Annotated in this window: 13 protein-coding genes; 3 read left to right on the forward strand and 10 right to left on the reverse strand. The window is 59.9% G+C overall.

Annotated features, from left to right (window positions below):
* Positions 1-420 precede the first annotated feature (420 nt).
* The 4 genes from QM659_RS11065 to QM659_RS11080 all read right to left on the reverse strand — a co-directional run bounded on the left by QM659_RS11065 (position 421) and on the right by QM659_RS11080 (position 4,680).
* The gene (locus QM659_RS11065) at positions 421-915 is read right to left on the reverse strand and encodes a c-type cytochrome (protein WP_415188472.1); all 495 of its coding nucleotides are present in this window, start codon (positions 913-915) and stop codon (positions 421-423) included.
* Positions 912-1,532, reverse strand: a complete 621-nt coding sequence (locus tag QM659_RS11070; protein WP_415188473.1) for a pentapeptide repeat-containing protein — start codon at positions 1,530-1,532, stop codon at positions 912-914. Before QM659_RS11070 ends, QM659_RS11065 begins: the two co-directional genes overlap by 4 nt.
* Positions 1,533-1,699: 167 nt before the next feature.
* Complete coding sequence (locus tag QM659_RS11075) at positions 1,700-3,571, reverse strand: methanol/ethanol family PQQ-dependent dehydrogenase (RefSeq protein ID WP_415188474.1); 1,872 nt, start codon at positions 3,569-3,571, stop codon at positions 1,700-1,702.
* 269 nt (positions 3,572-3,840) lie between these two features.
* The gene (locus tag QM659_RS11080) at positions 3,841-4,680 is read right to left on the reverse strand and encodes a transporter (protein ID WP_415188475.1); all 840 of its coding nucleotides are present in this window, start codon (positions 4,678-4,680) and stop codon (positions 3,841-3,843) included.
* A 554-nt stretch (positions 4,681-5,234) separates the two neighbouring features.
* On the opposite strand from QM659_RS11080, the gene QM659_RS11085 reads away from it, so the two are divergent.
* Positions 5,235-6,641 (forward strand): alginate export family protein, encoded by a 1,407-nt coding sequence (locus QM659_RS11085; protein ID WP_415188476.1) that lies wholly within the window; start codon positions 5,235-5,237, stop codon positions 6,639-6,641.
* 328 nt (positions 6,642-6,969) lie between these two features.
* Here QM659_RS11085 and QM659_RS11090 read toward each other — a convergent pair whose 3' ends face one another.
* From QM659_RS11090 to QM659_RS11115, 6 genes are all read right to left on the reverse strand, one after another.
* Positions 6,970-7,764, reverse strand: a complete 795-nt coding sequence (locus QM659_RS11090) for a cell envelope integrity protein TolA (RefSeq protein ID WP_415188477.1) — start codon at positions 7,762-7,764, stop codon at positions 6,970-6,972.
* A gap of 7 nt (positions 7,765-7,771) precedes the next feature.
* The gene (gene exbD / locus QM659_RS11095; RefSeq protein ID WP_303486062.1) at positions 7,772-8,239 is read right to left on the reverse strand and encodes a TonB system transport protein ExbD; all 468 of its coding nucleotides are present in this window, start codon (positions 8,237-8,239) and stop codon (positions 7,772-7,774) included.
* A gap of 3 nt (positions 8,240-8,242) precedes the next feature.
* The gene (exbB, locus tag QM659_RS11100; protein ID WP_415188478.1) at positions 8,243-9,160 is read right to left on the reverse strand and encodes a tonB-system energizer ExbB; all 918 of its coding nucleotides are present in this window, start codon (positions 9,158-9,160) and stop codon (positions 8,243-8,245) included.
* Positions 9,161-9,486: 326 nt separating this feature from the next.
* Positions 9,487-9,699, reverse strand: coding sequence for a heavy-metal-associated domain-containing protein (locus QM659_RS11105; protein WP_127079949.1), 213 nt, complete (start codon positions 9,697-9,699; stop codon positions 9,487-9,489).
* Between the two features lie 46 nt (positions 9,700-9,745).
* A complete protein-coding gene (locus tag QM659_RS11110; RefSeq protein WP_415188479.1) occupies positions 9,746-12,181 on the reverse strand; it encodes a heavy metal translocating P-type ATPase in 2,436 nt (811 codons plus the stop codon).
* Positions 12,182-12,207: 26 nt separating this feature from the next.
* Entirely contained in the window at positions 12,208-12,660 is a 453-nt protein-coding gene (locus tag QM659_RS11115) for a heavy metal-responsive transcriptional regulator (RefSeq protein ID WP_127079941.1), read from the reverse strand.
* 760 nt (positions 12,661-13,420) lie between these two features.
* On the opposite strand from QM659_RS11115, the gene QM659_RS11120 reads away from it, so the two are divergent.
* Together QM659_RS11120 and QM659_RS11125 are read left to right on the forward strand one after the other, a co-directional pair.
* On the forward strand, positions 13,421-15,667 hold the full coding sequence (locus QM659_RS11120; RefSeq protein WP_415188480.1) for a TonB-dependent siderophore receptor: 2,247 nt from the start codon (positions 13,421-13,423) through the stop codon (positions 15,665-15,667).
* Between the two features lie 217 nt (positions 15,668-15,884).
* Complete coding sequence (locus QM659_RS11125; RefSeq protein WP_415188481.1) at positions 15,885-17,627, forward strand: ABC transporter ATP-binding protein/permease; 1,743 nt, start codon at positions 15,885-15,887, stop codon at positions 17,625-17,627.
* The last annotated feature ends 228 nt before the right edge of the window (positions 17,628-17,855 follow it).

Here is a 17,855-nt window from a genome sequence, read left to right on the forward strand (position 1 = left end):
GCTCTGGGTGGTGTTTACGCCTAAATGGTGCTATATTACAGCGAGAACCCCCCCCCCCCCCCCGCGTCCGACTGTCGGCGCGCCTTCGGCACGGGTTGAAGGCGCGCCGTAGCTGCGGGTACGCACTGCTTCCCGTCGTAGTCAGAACTGACGGCTGACAGCCGGTCTTCGTATCAGCAAGGTGGTTGCGAGCAGTCGTTTAGGCTGTAGCGAACCAGTGATGCGGTGTCGACCCGCGTAGGCTGGCAGTCGCTCCGATACGGGCAGCACGAAGTGCTGGCGCGCCACTGATGTAAAGGCGCAATTCGAGGCCGCCAATCGATCGATTGGGTGCGCCTTTTCTGCGAAAAAAAATGGCCGCAACCGCCCAGTTGTTCACTCGGATCGGATGCGGCGTCGGCAATACGAAGTTGGGTGCTGTTAGTGCGCCGCCATCGCATCGGACGGGTTCGGCTCTAGGCGCGTTAGCGGGCGCGTCTCGATATAAGACCGAATGGCCCAGATCAGTTCCTGCCCCAGCACGGGCTCCCAGGCGGGCATATGAACGACGCCGACGATGGTTTTTCCCTTGCGCACGCTTTTGCTGAAGAAGATGTCGTTGTCGGCGATGCACTTCGCCTTGATTTCGGGGGTCTTGATGCGCCTGCAGGCGACATCGGTTCGGCGCAGGTCGGGCGCTGGATGCCCCGTAGCGTTGGCTTCCGGCCCGTGGCAGCGGGCGCACGTCTGGGCGAATGCCTGTCCGCCGATCTCGATCGCGGCGGAGTTGCCCCGGTAGGGGTTCACGCGCCGCCACTCGGTGCCCAAAGGTGCGAGCGATGAAGCGTCCACGTCAGGCCGGTTGGCCACCTCCTCGGCGCTGACTGGCGATAGTGCCGTCATGAGCAAGAAGCCGCCGAAAAACAATCGCCTCATTTCCATTCCTCCTCCGGGCAACCCTTGCAGCCCTCGAAAAAGGACTCGGGAAAAATGGTGAAGCGCCGGAACGAGCCGGTCAAATCCGCGTCCTTGAAGTTCACGGTAAAGAACTTTGTTTCCTGCAAATTGGCATCGACCAGCTTGGCGCCGGCGAACCAGGCGAAGTTGGCTCGGGCAGCTTCCAGATTGGCAGCAGTGAGATCGGCCCCGGAAAAATCGGCGCGAAAGAGGCGGGCGAATTCCAGATCCGCGCCGACGAGCCGCGCATTGCGAAACGTCGCAGTGGGCGCGGTCACCTTGCTCATGCGCGCTGCCGTCAGGTCGGCATTGTCGAATGTTGCGCCTGCGATGTTGGCTCCCCGCAGATCCGCCCGCGCGAGCTTCGCTCCGGTAAAGTCGGCACCGGCGAGGTTTTTCCCCGAAAGGTCGGCGTGCCGCAGATCAACCCCCTGGCACTGGGCATGAGGCCACATTCCGCAGCCGTTCTTGACAAGGGCGTCTTCCTCGGAATCGTCGGCATGCACCGATCCGGCCGACACTGCGGCAAGCAGTGCTCCCAGAGCGATGCAGGCCAAGGAACAGCGCAGTTTTCTGTTCGGAAATCGAAAGGTCATGCTTTCCTCTTGTCGGGCACCGGGTTTGAAACCGACTGCCGGTTGCGGGAAGCGCGGAGGGCATTCCTCCGCGCCATCCAGTCATGAGGTCAGCCGGCAATCGAACGCCGCCGGGAAACCTGTCCGGGCGGCGTCGAGGCCGGCACGTGCCTTTCAGCCAGGCGCGACTACTTGCTCGCCTGCTTTCCGAAATTGGCGAGCTTGAACACCCACATGGAGCCGCCCTGCGTGACCTGCTTTGTCAGTTCGGCCATATCGCCGCCCCAGAGTGGAACAGCGCCGCCGTAGCCCGACTGGATGCCGACATATTGTTCGCCGTCCATCTCCCAGGTGATCGGGATCGAAACGACGCCGGAGCCCGTCTGGAACTTCCAGAGTTCCTTGCCGTTCTTTGCGTCGAACGCCTTGACGAAGCCATCGGACGTTCCGGTGAACAGAAGCCCGCCGCCAGTCGTCAGCGTCCCCGCCCAGAGCGGGAATTTCTCCTTGTGCTCCCAGGCGACCTTGCCCGTCTTCGGATCGATGGCGCGCAAGATGCCCACATGGTCGTCGTAGATGCGCTTGATGCGGAAGCCCTGGCCGAGATAGGCGGCACCTGCCTTATACGTCAGATGCTCGGTCCAGTAGTCCATGGCCCAGTGGTTCGCCGGAATGTAGAACAGACCGGTCTTTGGGCTGTAGGACATCGGCATCCAGTTGGTGCCGCCAAGGAAGGGCGGAGAGACGTAGATGCTTTCGCCCTTTTGCGCGTCACCCTTCGGCAGCGGTGGGCGATTGTCTTTTTCAATCGGGCGGCCCGTCTTCAGATCGAAGCCGGAAGCCCAGGTGATGCCGTCGACGAACGGCCATGCGCCAATCAGTGCCGTCGGCTTGTTCGGGTAGCCCGCACCGGTTGCGAGTTTTTCGCGATCCGTGATGAAGAAAAAGCCGTTGCGGTCGGCGTGAGCCGAGGCCTTCACCGTTTTGCCGTTCGCGTCCTGATAGTCGAACAGGATGATCGAGTTGTTGCCGGAGAAGTCCCAGGCGTCGTTCGGCGTGTGCTGGAAGAAGCCCTTGAGTTCACCGGTCGAGGCGTCGACATAGGCTTGGCCGGAGGTGAAAAGACTGTCCCAGTTCTTCGGATCGTCGCCTTCCTTGGTGCGCTTCCATGTGTTCCACGGAGCCGGGTTGCCCGCGCCGATCACGATGGTGTTGGTGTCGACATCGAAGCTTGCCGTCTGCCACGGAGCGCCGCCGCCGTGATTCCAGGCTTCCACGAGGTTGCCGTCCTTGTCGCGCGGCCAGGAAGGCGCTTTCGGATCGCCGGTCGGGGTCGATTCCTTGCCGCCGAGACGTCCCACATGTCCCTCGACCATCGGGCGCGCCCACACTTCCTCGCCCGTGTCGGGATCGCGTGCGAACAGCCAGCCGACGACGCCGAATTCGTCACCCGAAGATCCATGGATGAGCAACACCTTGCCGGTCTTCTGGTCCTTCACGATGAAGGGAGCGCCGGTCATGGTGTAGCCGACCGTATGATCGCCGAATTTCTTCTTCCAGACGAGCTTGCCGGTGTCCTTGTTCAGCGCGACGATGCCGGCATCGAGGGTGCCGAAGAAAACCTTGTCGCCGTAGATGGCCGGACCGCGATTGACGACATCGCAGCACGGGCGGATATCATCGGGCAGCCGGTAGTTGTATTCCCAGAGCCTCTTGCCGGTCTTCGCGTCGACGGCAAAGATCCGCGAGTAGGAGGCGGTTATATAAATGACCCCGTCATGGACAAGCGCCTGACCTTCCTGACCGCGCTGCTTCTCTCCACCGAATGAAAAGCTCCACGCCGGGATAAGGGCGCCGACGTTATCCGTGGTGATCTTGTCGAGAGGGCTGAAGCGCTGCGCCTTGAGGCCGAGACCGTAGCTCAGGACATCGCCGGACGTCTTGTCGTCGTTGGCGATGTCATCCCATGTCACCGGACCGGCCAAGGCGGATCCGCTCCCGGCGAGGGCGGCGAGCAAGCCCGCAACCGCCACCGCGGACTTAAAACGAGGCAATTTCATGCAGTGATGTCTCCTGGTCGTTTCACTATCCAAAACGCAGTCGGTATTGCGGGCCGAGCAAAAGGTCTCGCACCCTGCAATGCGAACGCTGATAGAGGCTGCCGGATGTCGTGCGAACCGGCGTCCCCCCGAATTTTCTTGTTTTCCCTTCACTTGATGTGAAGCTGCTAAACTGTACGGCGACTGTATATTTGCTGATATTGCCCAAAGGTCGAAGACTGCGGCCTTTGGGCAAAACAATGACAGTCAACGAGGGTCGAAGATCGGCATTAGCGCTTGTAGGTCACCGGCTCGGCCTTCGGCGCGGACCATACCGGAAGGATGAGGCGCACCCAGCCACGCGTTTCCTCGGTCTCGTAGTTTTTCGTCCAGACATCATGCGTGACGTAGCTTTGAAGCGTGAACTTGCCGAAGTCGTACCCAACAAGACCGCCCAGCGCGAACTGAGACTGCTTCCTGTCTGTGTAGAAGGTGCCGCTCGTATCCCACGAGCCGAAGCCGACGAGACCCACCTGCCACTTGTCGATGGCCTTGACCGCTGTCAGGTCGAGGTTGACATAGTCGGGATGGGTCCTGACGCCGGTATTTTCATCCTCGCCGGTCAGGCCGACGATAACATGCGCCGTAAGGTTCCAGTTATCGCCGGTGTAGCTCAACGCCGAGCGGCTGTTGAACACCCACATATTCTGTCCGAGATCGTTGTCGACCGGGCCGTAAGCGCCGACAAAGGTGCTGAAACCCCAGTTGCCGCCGAGATCCCATGCTATGCCCGCCGTGAAGAACGGATTGTAGAGGTCGAAATGATCCGTATCGTCAGGCAGGCTATAGCTGACGAAAGGCGCGGCCGCGTAGGCCTCGATGCGGCCGCCCGCTACCTGCCATGGTGTCGACCATGCCAGCACCGGAATATTTACGCCGAGAGTGGCGTCGTTCCCCACTGCGCGAAAACCGCCGACACTGCCCGTGTTAAGAAAGTATACACCTTCCGGCAACGGCGCACCGAGTGCAAGCCCTGCCGTTTCGCCCGGCTGCGTTATCGAACCTGCCTGAGCGTCAAACGCTCCCCATCCCAGCGCCGCTACTGCGGACGCCGCTATCCTCAGCTTCATTCTTCTCTGCCCCTATTCGGTGGTGCCCTGAATCCCAGATCCGAACTGCTAATCGAACAATCGAATGCACTGATACGCATTATTGAAACAAAGCGACGAGCAACGGATCGAAAAATCCGCTATGATGGTTGCCATTGAAACATTATTAGTCAACAAGGAGAGTGGAAAACGTGGGCTCAGCCTGCGCATTTGCGAGCCAACGGAACCGGAAAGACACACGTTGGAGTGGTTCTAGATAGCAGGGGCCTTGATGGACCCCGGATTTGGATGAGGTCTCATGAACGGGCATCCATAGGCCGAATCTCTAGCCGAAAGGCTACATGACGGCGTTCGCCGATCTGGCTTAGAACTGACTTCCCCCGGCGCGTTTTGGGCAAGAAAAACAGGCGCTACCGGGAAATAAAAACAGCGACTGGGCAGTCGTCCGTGCCCCGCGGAAGCGCGGGCCGGGCGGGGGGAAAACAATGGGTGGGCATTTTCGAGCCCCGCGTCGAGCGCGGGCTTTGCTGGTTTGCGAGCGAGCGTATCTGTTTCTACTCTGTGTGTGCTGCGCGATGGTTTTCGCGACGGCAAACGTCAGAGCCGACTCCCCGAGCGGCGGCAAGGAAGAGATCGAATTCAAGTTTTATCGCTGGAAAGAAGATTATTCCTGGCTGGCGAAGAAAGACGAACCGCTAGCCGGCTACGAACAACTCAAATACATGCCGCTGTTCGGCTCGCCTGAAAACTATATCAGCTTCGGCGGCGAGATCCGCTACCGGCTCGACACCTTCGCCCCCTATCTGTTCGATCTGAACGCCTCGCAGAAGGATTTCGCGTCCAATCAGGAGCGGATCCTGCTCCACACCGATGTGCATCTTTCGGAGAACTTCCGCGCCTTCCTGCAGGTGGATGCATCGACCGAGGACGGCCGCGTATTCACGCGCGCCTACGATCAAAGCGGTCTCGACCTCAGGCAAGGCTTTGCCGACTTCATTCTTCCATCCGCCGACCAGGGTACGCTGACCATCAGGCTCGGTCGTCAGGAATTGTGGCTCGGTCCGACGCGGTGGCTTGCCGTGCGGGATCCGACCAATATTCGCCGCACTTTCGACGGCGCGCTCGTGGAATATGTAAACGGCGGCCTTACGGTCAGGGTGTTCGACGCAAAGCCCGTCATCATCGACAAGGGCTGGTTCGACGATACGACATCCGAAGTCGAGACGTTCAAGGGCGTGTACGCGATCGCCAAAAAGCCCCTTGGCGCGCCCTTCACGGTTGAAACCTACCTGATGGATCGCGAGCAGCAGAGCGTGCGCTATGCCAGAGGGACCGCCCACGAGGAACGATGGACGCTCGGCTCGCGCGTGACGGGCGACATCGGGCCGGTGAAATACGCGGTTGAAGGCGCCTATCAGTTCGGCACCTTCGGCACCGCCGACATCTCCGCCTTCGGCTTCAACAGCGACATCAGCAGCGGCGTCGGAAGCCTCGTCGGCATCCCGAAGGATTCAGAGATCAAGCCGCGGCTCGGCTTCCGCACCCACTACGGCACCGGCGACAGAAACCTCAGTGACGGAACCTTCCGCACCTTCGCCGCGCCTTACCCTGCCGCAAGCGAGATCGCTGAAATGTCGCTCATCGGCCTTTCGAACGCGATCAACGTCTCTCCCTACATACAGTTTCAGCTCCCGCACGACATCTTCATCGAGGTGAACTGGAACTGGGTCTGGAAGGATACCATCGCCGATTCTGTCTATGGGCCGCCGGGCACCATCGTGAGAGCCGCCGGATCGACCGCACGCGGCGTCGCGGACATAGCGGAAGTGCAACTCGAATGGGACGTGAATACCTTCGTCAAGGTCGAGGCGGTTTACGCGCATGTCTTCGCGGGCGACTACATCAGCGCGGCCAGAGGTACGGATGGCGCGAGTGGGTCGGACTTCGATTACGGCCGTGCTCAGGTCATGATCCGGTTTTGAACCGATGGCGCCGCTACATCTGCGTCGGCGCCTTACGATCACGTTCTGCACGGCACCATGATCTGGTGGGCCGAAGCTCTTCAAAAAGGAGCACTCCCCCCGAACGGCAGCATCATCGGAGCGGGCGGAGCCCCGTGATACTGTCGCCATATCAGGGCAGGCGGCGGCGGCTCACCGCTCGCTGTAAAAACCGCGAGATGCGAGCAAGGGTGCTGTTCGGGCAGATGCGCCCGTCTTTTCGAAGCATAGCCTCGAATTCGATAAAGCCCGTGTATTGTTTCCTCGCTCGCAGCCGTCTCGCGCCGTGCCTCTGAACCCCGGGAACGGGTCACTTCCCGCCTTTCAAGCCAAAGACGATGGGCAAAGTGAATGTCAGCCCTTCCTGCACAACGGAGGACGGCGGCTTCGGTACAGGATTGGCACGACGGAGCACTTCAAGCGCAGCGGCGTCGAAAGATGGTTCGCTCGATCCGCGCACAATGGTTGACGAAAGCACATGGCCGGTGTCGTCTATGACAAATTTCACCGTAACCTCGACGCCATCGAGCGTTTGGCTGGCTGGGTAGCGCTTGTACCTGTTCAGATGGGCGACGAGTTCCTTTTGCCAGCTCGCGCGGATGCGCTGATCACTATTGCCCCATCCCTGCACCGGCGTGACAGAACGGTCGCCTGCGGGAGCGTCCTGTTGCCTCGGCATCGCTGTCGCCTCGGAGGCGATGGATGGGGTCGAGGAACTTGTGCCGACGCTGGGCGACACCTTCTCTTCCTCCTTCGGGTTCTTTGCCTCGGCAGGAGCGACAAGCCGCTCGGGGTCGTCGGTCTTGTCCGGCGTTTCTTGCGGCAAAGTGGTTTGCTCGATCTCCTGATGCGCAGTCGGTGCCGAGGTGGAAGCCGCCGACTCTTCGGAGTCGGGCCCTGGCGGCAGGTCGGTAGGGTCACCGCGGACGGTCAGCAGGTCAATTCCGATTTCGATCGCGGGCGCTCCGAACTCCGGATCGCTATCGCCGGTCTCGAGAAGCGTCATCCCGATAGCGATGAACCCGGAATGCAGCAGCAGGGCGGCAGCCGCTGCCGATGCCCACATTCTGGAGGATATTCGGGTCGTCGGCTCAAGCTCTGTCATGGGGCACTCACCGACCGGAGGCTGCGGGCGCGGCTGGCAGATCCGCGCCATCGGGGAGCTTTTCGAGTGCCACCAACGCAACTTTCTGATAGCCGCCGCGACGCAGCAACTCCAGCACGGCCATAAGCTCGCCATAGGCGACGCCACGGTCGGCGCGAAGGAAAATGCGCCGCTCCTTCGTCGCCTCGGCGGAGACATCAAGCGCACGAACAAGATTTGGGCGGCTGACATCATTTTCGCCGATCGCAAGTGTCAGGTCGGCCTTGATCGTAATGTAAATGGGTTTGTCGGGTCTTTTTGCCGGAGCCGCGCTCGACGACGGCAGGTCGATGGGAAGATCCACGGTCGACAAGGGCGCCGCCACCATGAATATGATGAGCAGCACGAGCATGACATCGATGAAAGGGGTGACGTTGATGTCGTGGACCTCTTCGTCTTCACCCTCATGGGCGTCCGCATGGGTGGGATTTTCCATGGCTCACTCTGCTGCGCGGATGTCCGCGCCCGCTCCGGTCTTTTCGAGAGTCCGCGACAACAGACGCTCTGTGGCGCCGGAGGCCCGACCGACAAGGTCGAGGTAAGCCCTCATGACCCGCGTCAGGTAATTATAGATCATGACGGCGGGGATCGCGGCTACGAGGCCAAAAGCCGTAGCCAGAAGCGCCTCGGCGATACCCGGCGCGACAACCGCGAGGTTTGTCGTCTGAGACTTCGAAATACCGATAAAACTGTTCATGATGCCCCAGACAGTGCCGAAAAGACCGACAAACGGCGCGGTTGCTCCAATCGTCGCGAGTATGCCGATCCCTTGCCGGACAGCGCGGCTTTCCGCGCGGACTATTTCCGAGAACCTCGAAGCCGCGCGGGCTTTGATACCGCTGCCGCTGGAGCCGTGGCCCGATATGCGAATCTCCTCCGTTGCCGCCGACAGGAAGCTTCCAAGGACGTCCGTCTTTGGGCCCAGTGCGAGTTCCGCTTCAGGCAGGGTGCGGCAGGCTGAAATTCGCAGCAATGACCTCTCCAGCTGCCGCCGCGCCAAACGGAAACTTGCGGATTTTGCGAGCAAGATCGTCCAGGTGGCAAGCGAGGCGAAGGCAAGGCAGATCATCACGGCCTTAACGACGGCGTCGGCCGATACAAACATGGACCAAGGGGAAAGCTCGCCGAGCGCGGACCCGAGATCATGAGGCGTCGCGGTCGACTTCACCTGTTCTGGCGCGTTTTCCGGGAGTTCAACCGGATTCTTCTGAACCGGCGGCGTCTGAACTGCTTCGCCTGAGATGTGCGCTGGCGCCTGAGCGTCGACGCCCGGCGCCGGGGAATTGGCCTGCTGCTGTCCCAGCGAAGGGCTGGCAAGCAAAAGCACCACCGCAAACAGGGAGAGAGCTTTTCTCATGCCACGCCTGCGCTGATAGCGGTGTAAGGGCATGCTGCGTCCGAAGCTGGATTTCCGGGAGTTCTGGCGGTCTTCGCTTCAATACGTGGCAAGATTTGCCCCGCCGATTGCCGCAGCGGCGCACAGGCGCGTAAGCGCGCATCTTCGGCATGACGCGATATCATGATGATCGGTTTAGTCATAATTGGATCTCTCAAACACCCATCTTCTGGACGCGCAGTCTTGCCCAAATTTTGCGCGCCGGTATCGATTGCACGGGCACTGGTTTGCTGGCCAAAAGCTTCTGCAAATGTCCCGGCAACCGACAAGCCCGAATGTGTCTTTCCTCAGGCAGCGAGCACCGTAAAGCCCGCTCCCCTTATGAGGTCCTCGATTGCGGCGCGATTCACGTTTGCCGCGTCGTAGGACACGTTAACCTTCTTCGTCTCAAGCACGATGTCGGCTTTCTTTATCCCGGACGATTCCTCCAGGACACGCTTCAGGCGGCTGGAACATCCGCCGCATTTCATTCCGTCTACAGTAAGTTCAATCTGGGTCATCATTTGGTCCTTTCTTTAAGAAAGCGGGTGTCGAGGAAGAGGCTCGTCATCGCCACGGCTTCCAGCGGTTAAGCAGAAGGGAATTGCTAACCACGGAAATCGAACTCAGTGCCATGGCGGCGCCGGCGACGACGGGATTCAGCAAGCCGACTGCCGCCAGAGGAATTCCCAACGCGTTGTATATGAAGGCGAAGAAGAGATTCTGGCGAATTTTGCGGACGGTTGCGGTGGAAAGGCTTATGGCCGCCGGTACCCCGCGCAGGTCGTTTCGGACCAGAACCACGTCCGCGACATCGATGGCGACGTCCGATCCCGCTCCGATGGCAAAGCTGACGTCGGCGGCAGCCAGCGCGGGCGCGTCGTTGATCCCGTCGCCTGCCATGCCGACCTGACCGGGCGTCGCCGCCTGCAGACGACGCACTTCCTCAGCCTTGTTGTGCGGCAAGACCTCGCCGAAAAAGCGCTGGACGCCTGCCTGTTTGGCGATTGCATCGGCGGTGTGACGGTTGTCGCCCGTCATCATCACCACCTCGATGCCCATCGCGCGGAGACGATGCACAGCCTCAGGGGAGGACTCTCGAATTCGGTCGGCGATGGCGAGGTAGCCCAACAGGCGGTTCTCGATCGCGACGCCGACCACAGTCTTGCCTTCAGCCTGAAGCGCCTCCGCCGCGTTCCTGGCCGAGGCTTCGCCAGCCGGGGCAATTTCCGCGACCCACGCCGGCGCTCCGAGCCGCGCCGACGCGCCTTCGACCCTGCCGGAGACTCCCTCGCCGGGGATGGTTTCAAACGCCTCCACGGCGGGCACCGCGATGGAGGACTCCTCTGCCTTCTTCAGAATGGCGCGCGCAAGGGGGTGATCCGAGCCAGCTTCAAGGGCTGCGGCAACGGCCAGAAGGCGCTCGCCCGTTTCGCCGGCGGCGGGCACGATGTCGGTCACTTCGGGCTTGCCCTCCGTCAGGGTTCCCGTCTTGTCGACAACCAGTGTCTTGAGACAGCGCGCGCGTTCCAGCACTTCCGCGTTTCGAATGAGAATTCCTGCCCTGGCACCGAGCCCGGTCCCGACCATGATCGCGGTCGGCGTGGCCAGGCCTAGCGCGCAGGGGCAAGCGATGACCAGCACGGCGATGGCGTGCACGAGCGCGGTTTGAACCGCGCCGTCAAACGCCAGGGTGAGACCGAAGGTCAGCAGGGCGATCGCCACGACCGCAGGCACGAAGACGGCAGCGATTTTGTCCACGTGACGCTGAATGGGCGCTTTGGAGCCCTGGGCTTCATCGACCATGCGTATGATTCTCGCGAGCATGGTGTCAGCCCCGACTCCAATGGCGCGCGCTCTCAGCATTCCGTTCTGGTTGATGGTGGCAGCAAAAATACGGCTGCCCGGCGCCTTCAAAACGGGAAGGCTTTCACCCGAGAGCATGGCCTCGTCGACGCTCGACCGGCCCCCGATGACCTCGCCGTCGACCGGCACACTTTCTCCGGCAGCAACCTGAAACACATCGCCCACAACGAGCGTTCCGGCGTCGACCTCGACGAAGACGCCGTCGCGTTCGACGCGAGCGGTCTTGGGTTTCAGGTCAAGCAGCGCCCGTATCGCGGAGGTGGTTCGATTTTTCGCGCGTGTTTCCAGCAAACGCCCGAGGAGGACAAGGGTGATGATGGATGCGCTGGCCTCGAAGTAGACGTGTTGATCGGACAAACCGAAGGCCGTGACGAAAGCGCTGGAAAAATAGGCCATGCTGGTTCCAAGCACGACCAGCACGTCCATATTCGCTGATCCCGAGCGAACGGAGTTCCAGGCGGCTTTATAGAACCGGGAGGCGATCCAGAACTGCACGGGCGTAGCGAGGGCGAATTGCAGCCAACGCGGCAAAACCTCTGAATGGTGCCCCTGACCGATCTGGTCCAACGTCGAGACGTCGAACATCGCGAACATCTGGGCTAGCAAAGGCAACGTCAGGATCGAGGAAACGGCAAACAACGCCACTTCCTTCCGCCATTTGACGCGTTCGCGCGCCTCTCTCGCCTCGGCTTCAGCGGCGCTGATCTCGCGGACTTCTTCCGCCCCGAAGCCCGCCTTGCCTATCCTGCTGACGATATCCGCGATGTCGACGACGCCCGGCGTGTATTCAACACGCGCTTTCGCCGAAGCAAAATTGACGTTCCCATGCAGGACACCTGGAGTTCGGGCGAGAAGCCGCTCGATCCCGCTGGCGCAGGCCGCGCAGGTCATGCCCGACACTTTCAGTGTCACTGTCTCCGAAGGCACCGAGAAACCGGCCTTGCCTACCGCTTCCACCATGGCTTGCGGGTTCACTTGCGCGCCATCGAATTCGACCTGGACGCGCTCGGCGACAAAATTCACCCGCGCCCTGACGCTTGGTAGCCTGTTCAGGACGGTCTCGATTATTCCGGCACAAGCAGCACAGGTCATGCCGCGAACGGGAAAGCTGACGGTGGCGGCGGGATATGGGCTCATTGAAGATGACTTCGTGAGTTCTGCGATCATGAACAGCAATCGCTGGAGACGGGCGGAACCGGCTCGGCGCCGTGAAGGGAGTTGAGGATCGGGCAGCACCCGGGATCGCCCTGGCCGGGACAGGCCGCGAGCAGTTGGGCCAAGCGATCCCTCATGGAAGTCAGATCCGCGACTTGCCGATCCAGCTCCTGAAGGCGTTCGCGCGCCTTGCGCTGCACGCCTTCCACCCCGTGCTCGGCATCCGTTGCCAATGAAAGAAGGCTTCGGATTTCGCCGAGTGTGAAGCCGAGTTCCTTGGCCCGGCGAATAAAACGCACCCGCTCGACAGCGTCGGCGTCATATTCCCTGTAGCCGGACTTGCGTCGTTGCGGTGCCGGGAGAAGTCCCTCCCGCTCGTAATATCGGATCGTGTCGACGGCGACGTCGGCCAGGTGCGCCAACGCTCCGATCTTGAAATGGGTAGGCGGCGAACGTTTCATAACGGAACCGTAACCTTTGGGTCAGGTCCAGAGTCAACGGGGAAAATTGCCGAGGTGAACCGGCCTGCGGATCGGCAGTCACCCCGGCTTAACGCAGCATCGCCGCCCTTTGGTGTCGATTTCCCTCTTCTCCCTGATCTTTATTAAATGAAACCACGCCAGCTCTATTTGGTGGTATATTATTTCTCGGCGCAAATTCGATAAATATTTAATTTCATTCAAGAAAGTCTAGAGTATACTCTAATATTTTTTCAATTTTCAATCTACCAATGATTTTTGATTTGTGATTACCTAAGCTCGGGCACGAATGTTGGGCAACGGTCGCGGTACGACCGAGGGCATTTGTGGGGGAAAATGACAAAATTTTGCAGCGCGCTCGTCCGTGCAACGAATGCGGCTGGCCCGGCGTCAGCCGAAACCGCGATTTCGTCTTCAGACGCGATCCGTATCCACGGGCGCTGCGCAAAATCCGATCCGGCTTTTGCTCGCACGTCAAGGAAGGCGCGGCTGCGCGATCGCCGTGTCGTGGAGCTTCTCGATCCCGGCTGTGCGTTGAGCGCCACCGGCGACGGAGCGAAGCTGTCCGCTGCCGTCCCACCACCAAACCGCGGTCCTCCTCGTCTTTCTCTCATCTGGGCTGATCTGATCTCTGCGAGCCATCTGGGAAGTGGCTTGGCAAATCATGAGTAATATTGACGAGGGAAGAAGACTTATGTTGAGGCTTTCATACGCTGTACTGTCGAGTACTGTGGCACTAAGCATGACATTCATACCGGCTAACGCTCAATCCAACGGCGAAACGGCGACAACCAATCTGCCGCCCTTGCTGGTCTCCAAGGCCAAGCCCAAAAAGAACGCCAAAAAGCCGACCGACGAACGCCGGAGCGACGCCGCCCCCGCGCCGGTCGCATCGAAGCCCCCGAGCATTCGCGATACCAGCGCGGACACGCAGGGCACGCACTCCTACAGCGCCGCGGCGACGACCGCAGCCAGCAAGGAGCCTCGCGCGTTCCTTGAGGTTCCCCAGACTGTGTCGGTCGTAACGCGTCAGCAAATCGAGGACCAGAATCTCACTACGTCCTGGCAAGCTGTGGCGACCGCACCGGGGGTTCAGGTCGTTTCCAACAACCCGGACCAAGGGCAGTATTACGCACGCGGCTGGGCCCTGAATACGGCCGTCGACGGGGTGCCGGTCTATAACTCGCTGTCCGGCTATCGCCAGTTCAATACCGCAATTTACGACCGCATCGAGGTTCTGCTGGGCCCCGATGGCCTGTTTCTTGGAGCGGCACCCAACCCGTCAGGTGTGGTAAACTTCGTCCATAAGCGGCCGACGAACGACGTGCAATTCGGCTGGTCCACGTCCTATGGCTCGTGGAATCAGAAGCACGGCGAACTCGATTTTTCGGCGCCGTTGAACGAGGCCAAGACGGTCAGGTTTCGCGGCGTTCTCGAAGGAAACGACCAGGACTTCTTCTTCGACCGCTTTCATGCAAGCAACGGTCTCGCCTACGGCATACTTGAGGCCGATGTGACCAAGAGTACGCTGTTCACCATTTCGGCCACCGACGAGAAATACTTCGGGCCGTCCTACTCCGGGTTGCCCGCTTGGAATACGACCAGTGATGTTCCGGCAAATCTTCGTGGACGCTTTACCGACCTGCCGCTCAGCACGAATGTTTACCCTTCCTGGAATTCCACGTTCTGGGACTCCAGAGAGTACAACACATCGATCGAACAGAAGCTCGGCAGCGAATGGCGGGTGAAGGTTTCGGCGCGCTTCTTCGAACAAGAGCAGCATTTCCACGACGCTTATCCTGATACCGGCGTTTATGCCGACCTGACCGCCGATTATATCGCTCGCAATGCGATCTACGACTATGAGCGTGTCGGTGTGGACGCCTATGCACAAGGACCGCTCTACCTGTTCGGGCAGAAGCACGAACTCCTCTTCGGCTACAATTACGACCGTTTCGACAGCACTAACGTGCGCAGCGACAATGTCTCAGTCAAAGGCGTATCGGTGCTTGACCCGGATAGCAAGTTGGGGGCCGTCAGCACTCCCTTCACCAAGGGTGGCGAGAGCCTCTACGAGCAGTCGGGCTACTACGGCCAGGCCCGCTTGAAGCCGCTCACCGATGTTACGGTCATCTTGGGCGGCCGCGTCTCCGATTTCGACGCAAAGACCCGCAACCTCGCCCCTTCGGTCGTAACGAACTGGGCACAAGGGGCTCATGCGGAGGATCATTTCTCGCCTTATGCTGCGGTACTCTACGACGTTACCAAAAATATCTCCGTGTACGGCAGTTATTCGGATATTTTCATTCCGCAGACGCAATTGACCTACAGCGGAGAGCCGCTCCAGCCCCGACAGGGCGAGCAGTATGAAGTGGGCATCAAGGGAGAGTTCCTTGATAAACGCCTCAGAACTTCGCTCTCGGCGTTCTATATTCAGGATGTGAACCGCGCTTTCGTGGATGCCACGAACTCGACACCCTCCCTGACCTATTATACAGCGGCTGGCGAAGCGGTCAGCGAAGGTGTCGGTGCTTCGGTAACCGGCAAGGTATTGCCCGGCCTCGACCTCTCCGCGAGCTACGACTACCTCTATACAGTCTTGGCCTCAGCGTCGAGCTATGAGGGACAAGCGATCAGCCTCTGGCTGCCAAGACATGTGGTCAAGGTGTGGGCCAAGTATCAGTTTCAGGACGATGCCTGGAATCGCTGGAGCGTCGGGGCAGGGTTTGTAGCACAGACGCAGACCTATGCAGGCTACAGTGACGCATATGCCCGCTTGCGCAATCAAGATCCTTATGCCGTCGTCAATGCGCTGATCGGCTATCAGGTCGATAAGGATATTTCACTCACGCTCAATGTGAATAACATCTTCGACCAGCAATACTATACCCGGCTCGGCGGCTTGAACACATACAACACTCCCGGCGATCCGCGTAACTTCCTGCTCACCTTGCGCAAGAGCTTTAGCCCCGTCGCTTCACTGAACTGATTTCAGATCAGATTGAGCTATCACAGTTTGAGACTGTGGTGCCGTTCGAGAAGCATGCACGCGAAGCTGGGTTTCTCTGCAGACACAGCTTCGCTTTCCACCAAGTCAGTCCGGACAAAAAGAGAATGCCGCCTTTCCATCGTCAAGATCGGGAAGGCGGCCTCGGCACAGCCCACGGCTTCCGATCCGGAAAACATCAACAGGGTCTACAAAATTCATGTCATTCCTGCGGGGCCTCTGGACGATCACTCGTCCCTATTGGAGATCGAAGGATCGCTGGGTCGGTATCGCGCTGCTGGCGGCCGCAATCCTCTCTGAATTGGGGCTTACAGCCGCAGGCGTCGGTTTCAATACCTGGAACGGACCCTTCTATAACTCGATCCATAACCGCGACGCTGATGCGTTTATTCACCAATTCTTCGTCTGGTGGCAATGGTTCGCGTTGCTGGTGGTCGCCGTGGCGGCCAACTCCTATTTCAGTGGAATGCTGGGCTTGCGTTGGCGCCGCTGGCTGACGGAGCATATGAGCGGCAAATGGCTGAACGGATACGCCTATTACCGCATCCAGCTCAATGGCCAGCGCACCGACAATCCGGATCAGCGTATCGCGGAGGACGTGCGCGTTTTTACCGATAAATTTATCGAGCTGTTCCTCGGCCTTATCCACGCCGCGTTGGGTTTCGCAAGTTTCGCCGTCATCCTTTGGGTTCTGTCCAACAAGTTCGATTTCTTCGGCCTGTCGGTACCCGGCTTCCTGTGCTGGGCGGCGCTGGCCTACGCGATCATTTCCACCACTGCGACGTTCGTCATTGGCCGCAAGCTGCCATCTCAGGAATATCAGCACCAAAAACTCGAAGCCGATTACCGCTTTTCTTTGATGCGCATCCGTGAAAATGCGCAAAGCATTGCTCTTTCGAGGGGTGAAAATCAGGAGGCGCGGACTCTCGACGAGAGGTTCGGCAAGGTCTACCTCAACTGGGTTGCTGTCATCGTGAGCAAGACGAGCGTGGCGGTCACCAACCGCTTTTTCGGGCAGTTCACCAACCTGTTCCCCCTCGCGCTGATGGCGCCGGGCTATTTCGCAGGTAACCTGCAGCTTGGCGATTTGATGCAGGCGCAGGGCGCATTCTGGCAGATCGAGCTTTCGTTGCGGTGGTTCGCGACCAATTACGTCACGATTTCCGAACTTCGCGCGACTGTGGACCGGCTTGTTCGGTTTGACGAAGCGATCCGTTCCGCCGCCACCACGAACGGCCCCGATCATCGTGAGCAAGCCGATCAGGAAGCCCTGACCGTGAAAAGCATCGATCTGCGGCTTCCCGATGGCAGCGTGCTGGCCAAGGAGCTGTCGCTGAGCTTCCCCAAGGGAAGCCGCACCCTGATCGCGGGGCCGTCCGGCACCGGCAAGAGCACGCTTCTGAACGCCATAGCCGGCATTTGGCCCCATGGCTCCGGCGAAGTCATCCTGCCGGAAGGCTGCCGCCTGATGTTCATGCCGCAACGCACCTATCTCCCCGTCGGCTCGCTTCGTCAGGCGATTACCTATCCAGCCTCCGCCGACAGCTACGACACCGCTGCTATCGTCCGCGCGCTGAATCGATGCGGTCTCGATTTCCTGACCAGCAGGCTGGATGAGGAGGATCATTGGTCGCTGCGGCTTTCGCCCGGAGAACAGCAGCGTCTCGTTTTCTGCCGGGCCATCCTGTTCAGACCCGATATCCTGTTCCTTGATGAAGCGACTTCGTCGATCGACATTCCCACGGAGGCAATGTTGTATCGTCTGCTTCTCGATGAATTATCCGACTGCGCCATTGTCAGCATCGCGCACCGCCCGACGGTCGAGGCCTTTCATCACAAGCGGATAGACCTTGGGCAATACGGCCCAAGCCAGGATGAAAGGCGACAGCGGCGTAAGCCGGAAGAGCCTGATTGGACCGGCGCCGCCACGATCGATAAGTAGAGGGTTGACTGAAATAACACAGCCAAGAGCGGGCAACCGAAATGATTTCGTCGCGGCTGGCCTTTTGGGCATCAGATTTCCCCACAGCCTGCGAGGGCGTGGTCCCCGCCTCTTCGACTTGCATGCAAACACAGCGTTCTGAAACGAATGGGAAACCTTTCGCCGAAAACGAAAACAGGGGCGATCCGCGCGGTTGCGAGCCTTCCATGCCTCAGACTCTTCGGAAGC

It is taken from the genome of Rhodomicrobium sp. (assembly GCF_047605405.1).
GTDB classification, from domain to species: Bacteria; Pseudomonadota; Alphaproteobacteria; order Rhizobiales; family Rhodomicrobiaceae; genus Rhodomicrobium; species Rhodomicrobium lacus.

Bases quoted from the DNA above. Each gene is read 5' to 3' on its own strand.
- QM659_RS11115 (WP_127079941.1), bottom strand. From the start codon at position 12,660: ATGAAACGTTCGCCGCCTACCCATTTCAAGATCGGAGCGTTGGCGCAC.
- QM659_RS11070 (WP_415188473.1), bottom strand. From the start codon at position 1,532: ATGACCTTTCGATTTCCGAACAGAAAACTGCGCTGTTCCTTGGCCTGC.
- QM659_RS11075 (WP_415188474.1), bottom strand. From the start codon at position 3,571: ATGAAATTGCCTCGTTTTAAGTCCGCGGTGGCGGTTGCGGGCTTGCTC.
- QM659_RS11110 (WP_415188479.1), bottom strand. From the start codon at position 12,181: ATGAGCCCATATCCCGCCGCCACCGTCAGCTTTCCCGTTCGCGGCATG.
- QM659_RS11105 (WP_127079949.1), bottom strand. From the start codon at position 9,699: ATGACCCAGATTGAACTTACTGTAGACGGAATGAAATGCGGCGGATGT.
- exbD (WP_303486062.1), bottom strand. From the start codon at position 8,239: ATGGAAAATCCCACCCATGCGGACGCCCATGAGGGTGAAGACGAAGAG.
- QM659_RS11125 (WP_415188481.1), top strand. From the start codon at position 15,885: ATGTCATTCCTGCGGGGCCTCTGGACGATCACTCGTCCCTATTGGAGA.
- QM659_RS11090 (WP_415188477.1), bottom strand. From the start codon at position 7,764: ATGACAGAGCTTGAGCCGACGACCCGAATATCCTCCAGAATGTGGGCA.
- exbB (WP_415188478.1), bottom strand. From the start codon at position 9,160: ATGAGAAAAGCTCTCTCCCTGTTTGCGGTGGTGCTTTTGCTTGCCAGC.
- QM659_RS11065 (WP_415188472.1), bottom strand. From the start codon at position 915: ATGAGGCGATTGTTTTTCGGCGGCTTCTTGCTCATGACGGCACTATCG.
- QM659_RS11080 (WP_415188475.1), bottom strand. From the start codon at position 4,680: ATGAAGCTGAGGATAGCGGCGTCCGCAGTAGCGGCGCTGGGATGGGGA.
- QM659_RS11120 (WP_415188480.1), top strand. From the start codon at position 13,421: ATGACATTCATACCGGCTAACGCTCAATCCAACGGCGAAACGGCGACA.
- QM659_RS11085 (WP_415188476.1), top strand. From the start codon at position 5,235: ATGGTTTTCGCGACGGCAAACGTCAGAGCCGACTCCCCGAGCGGCGGC.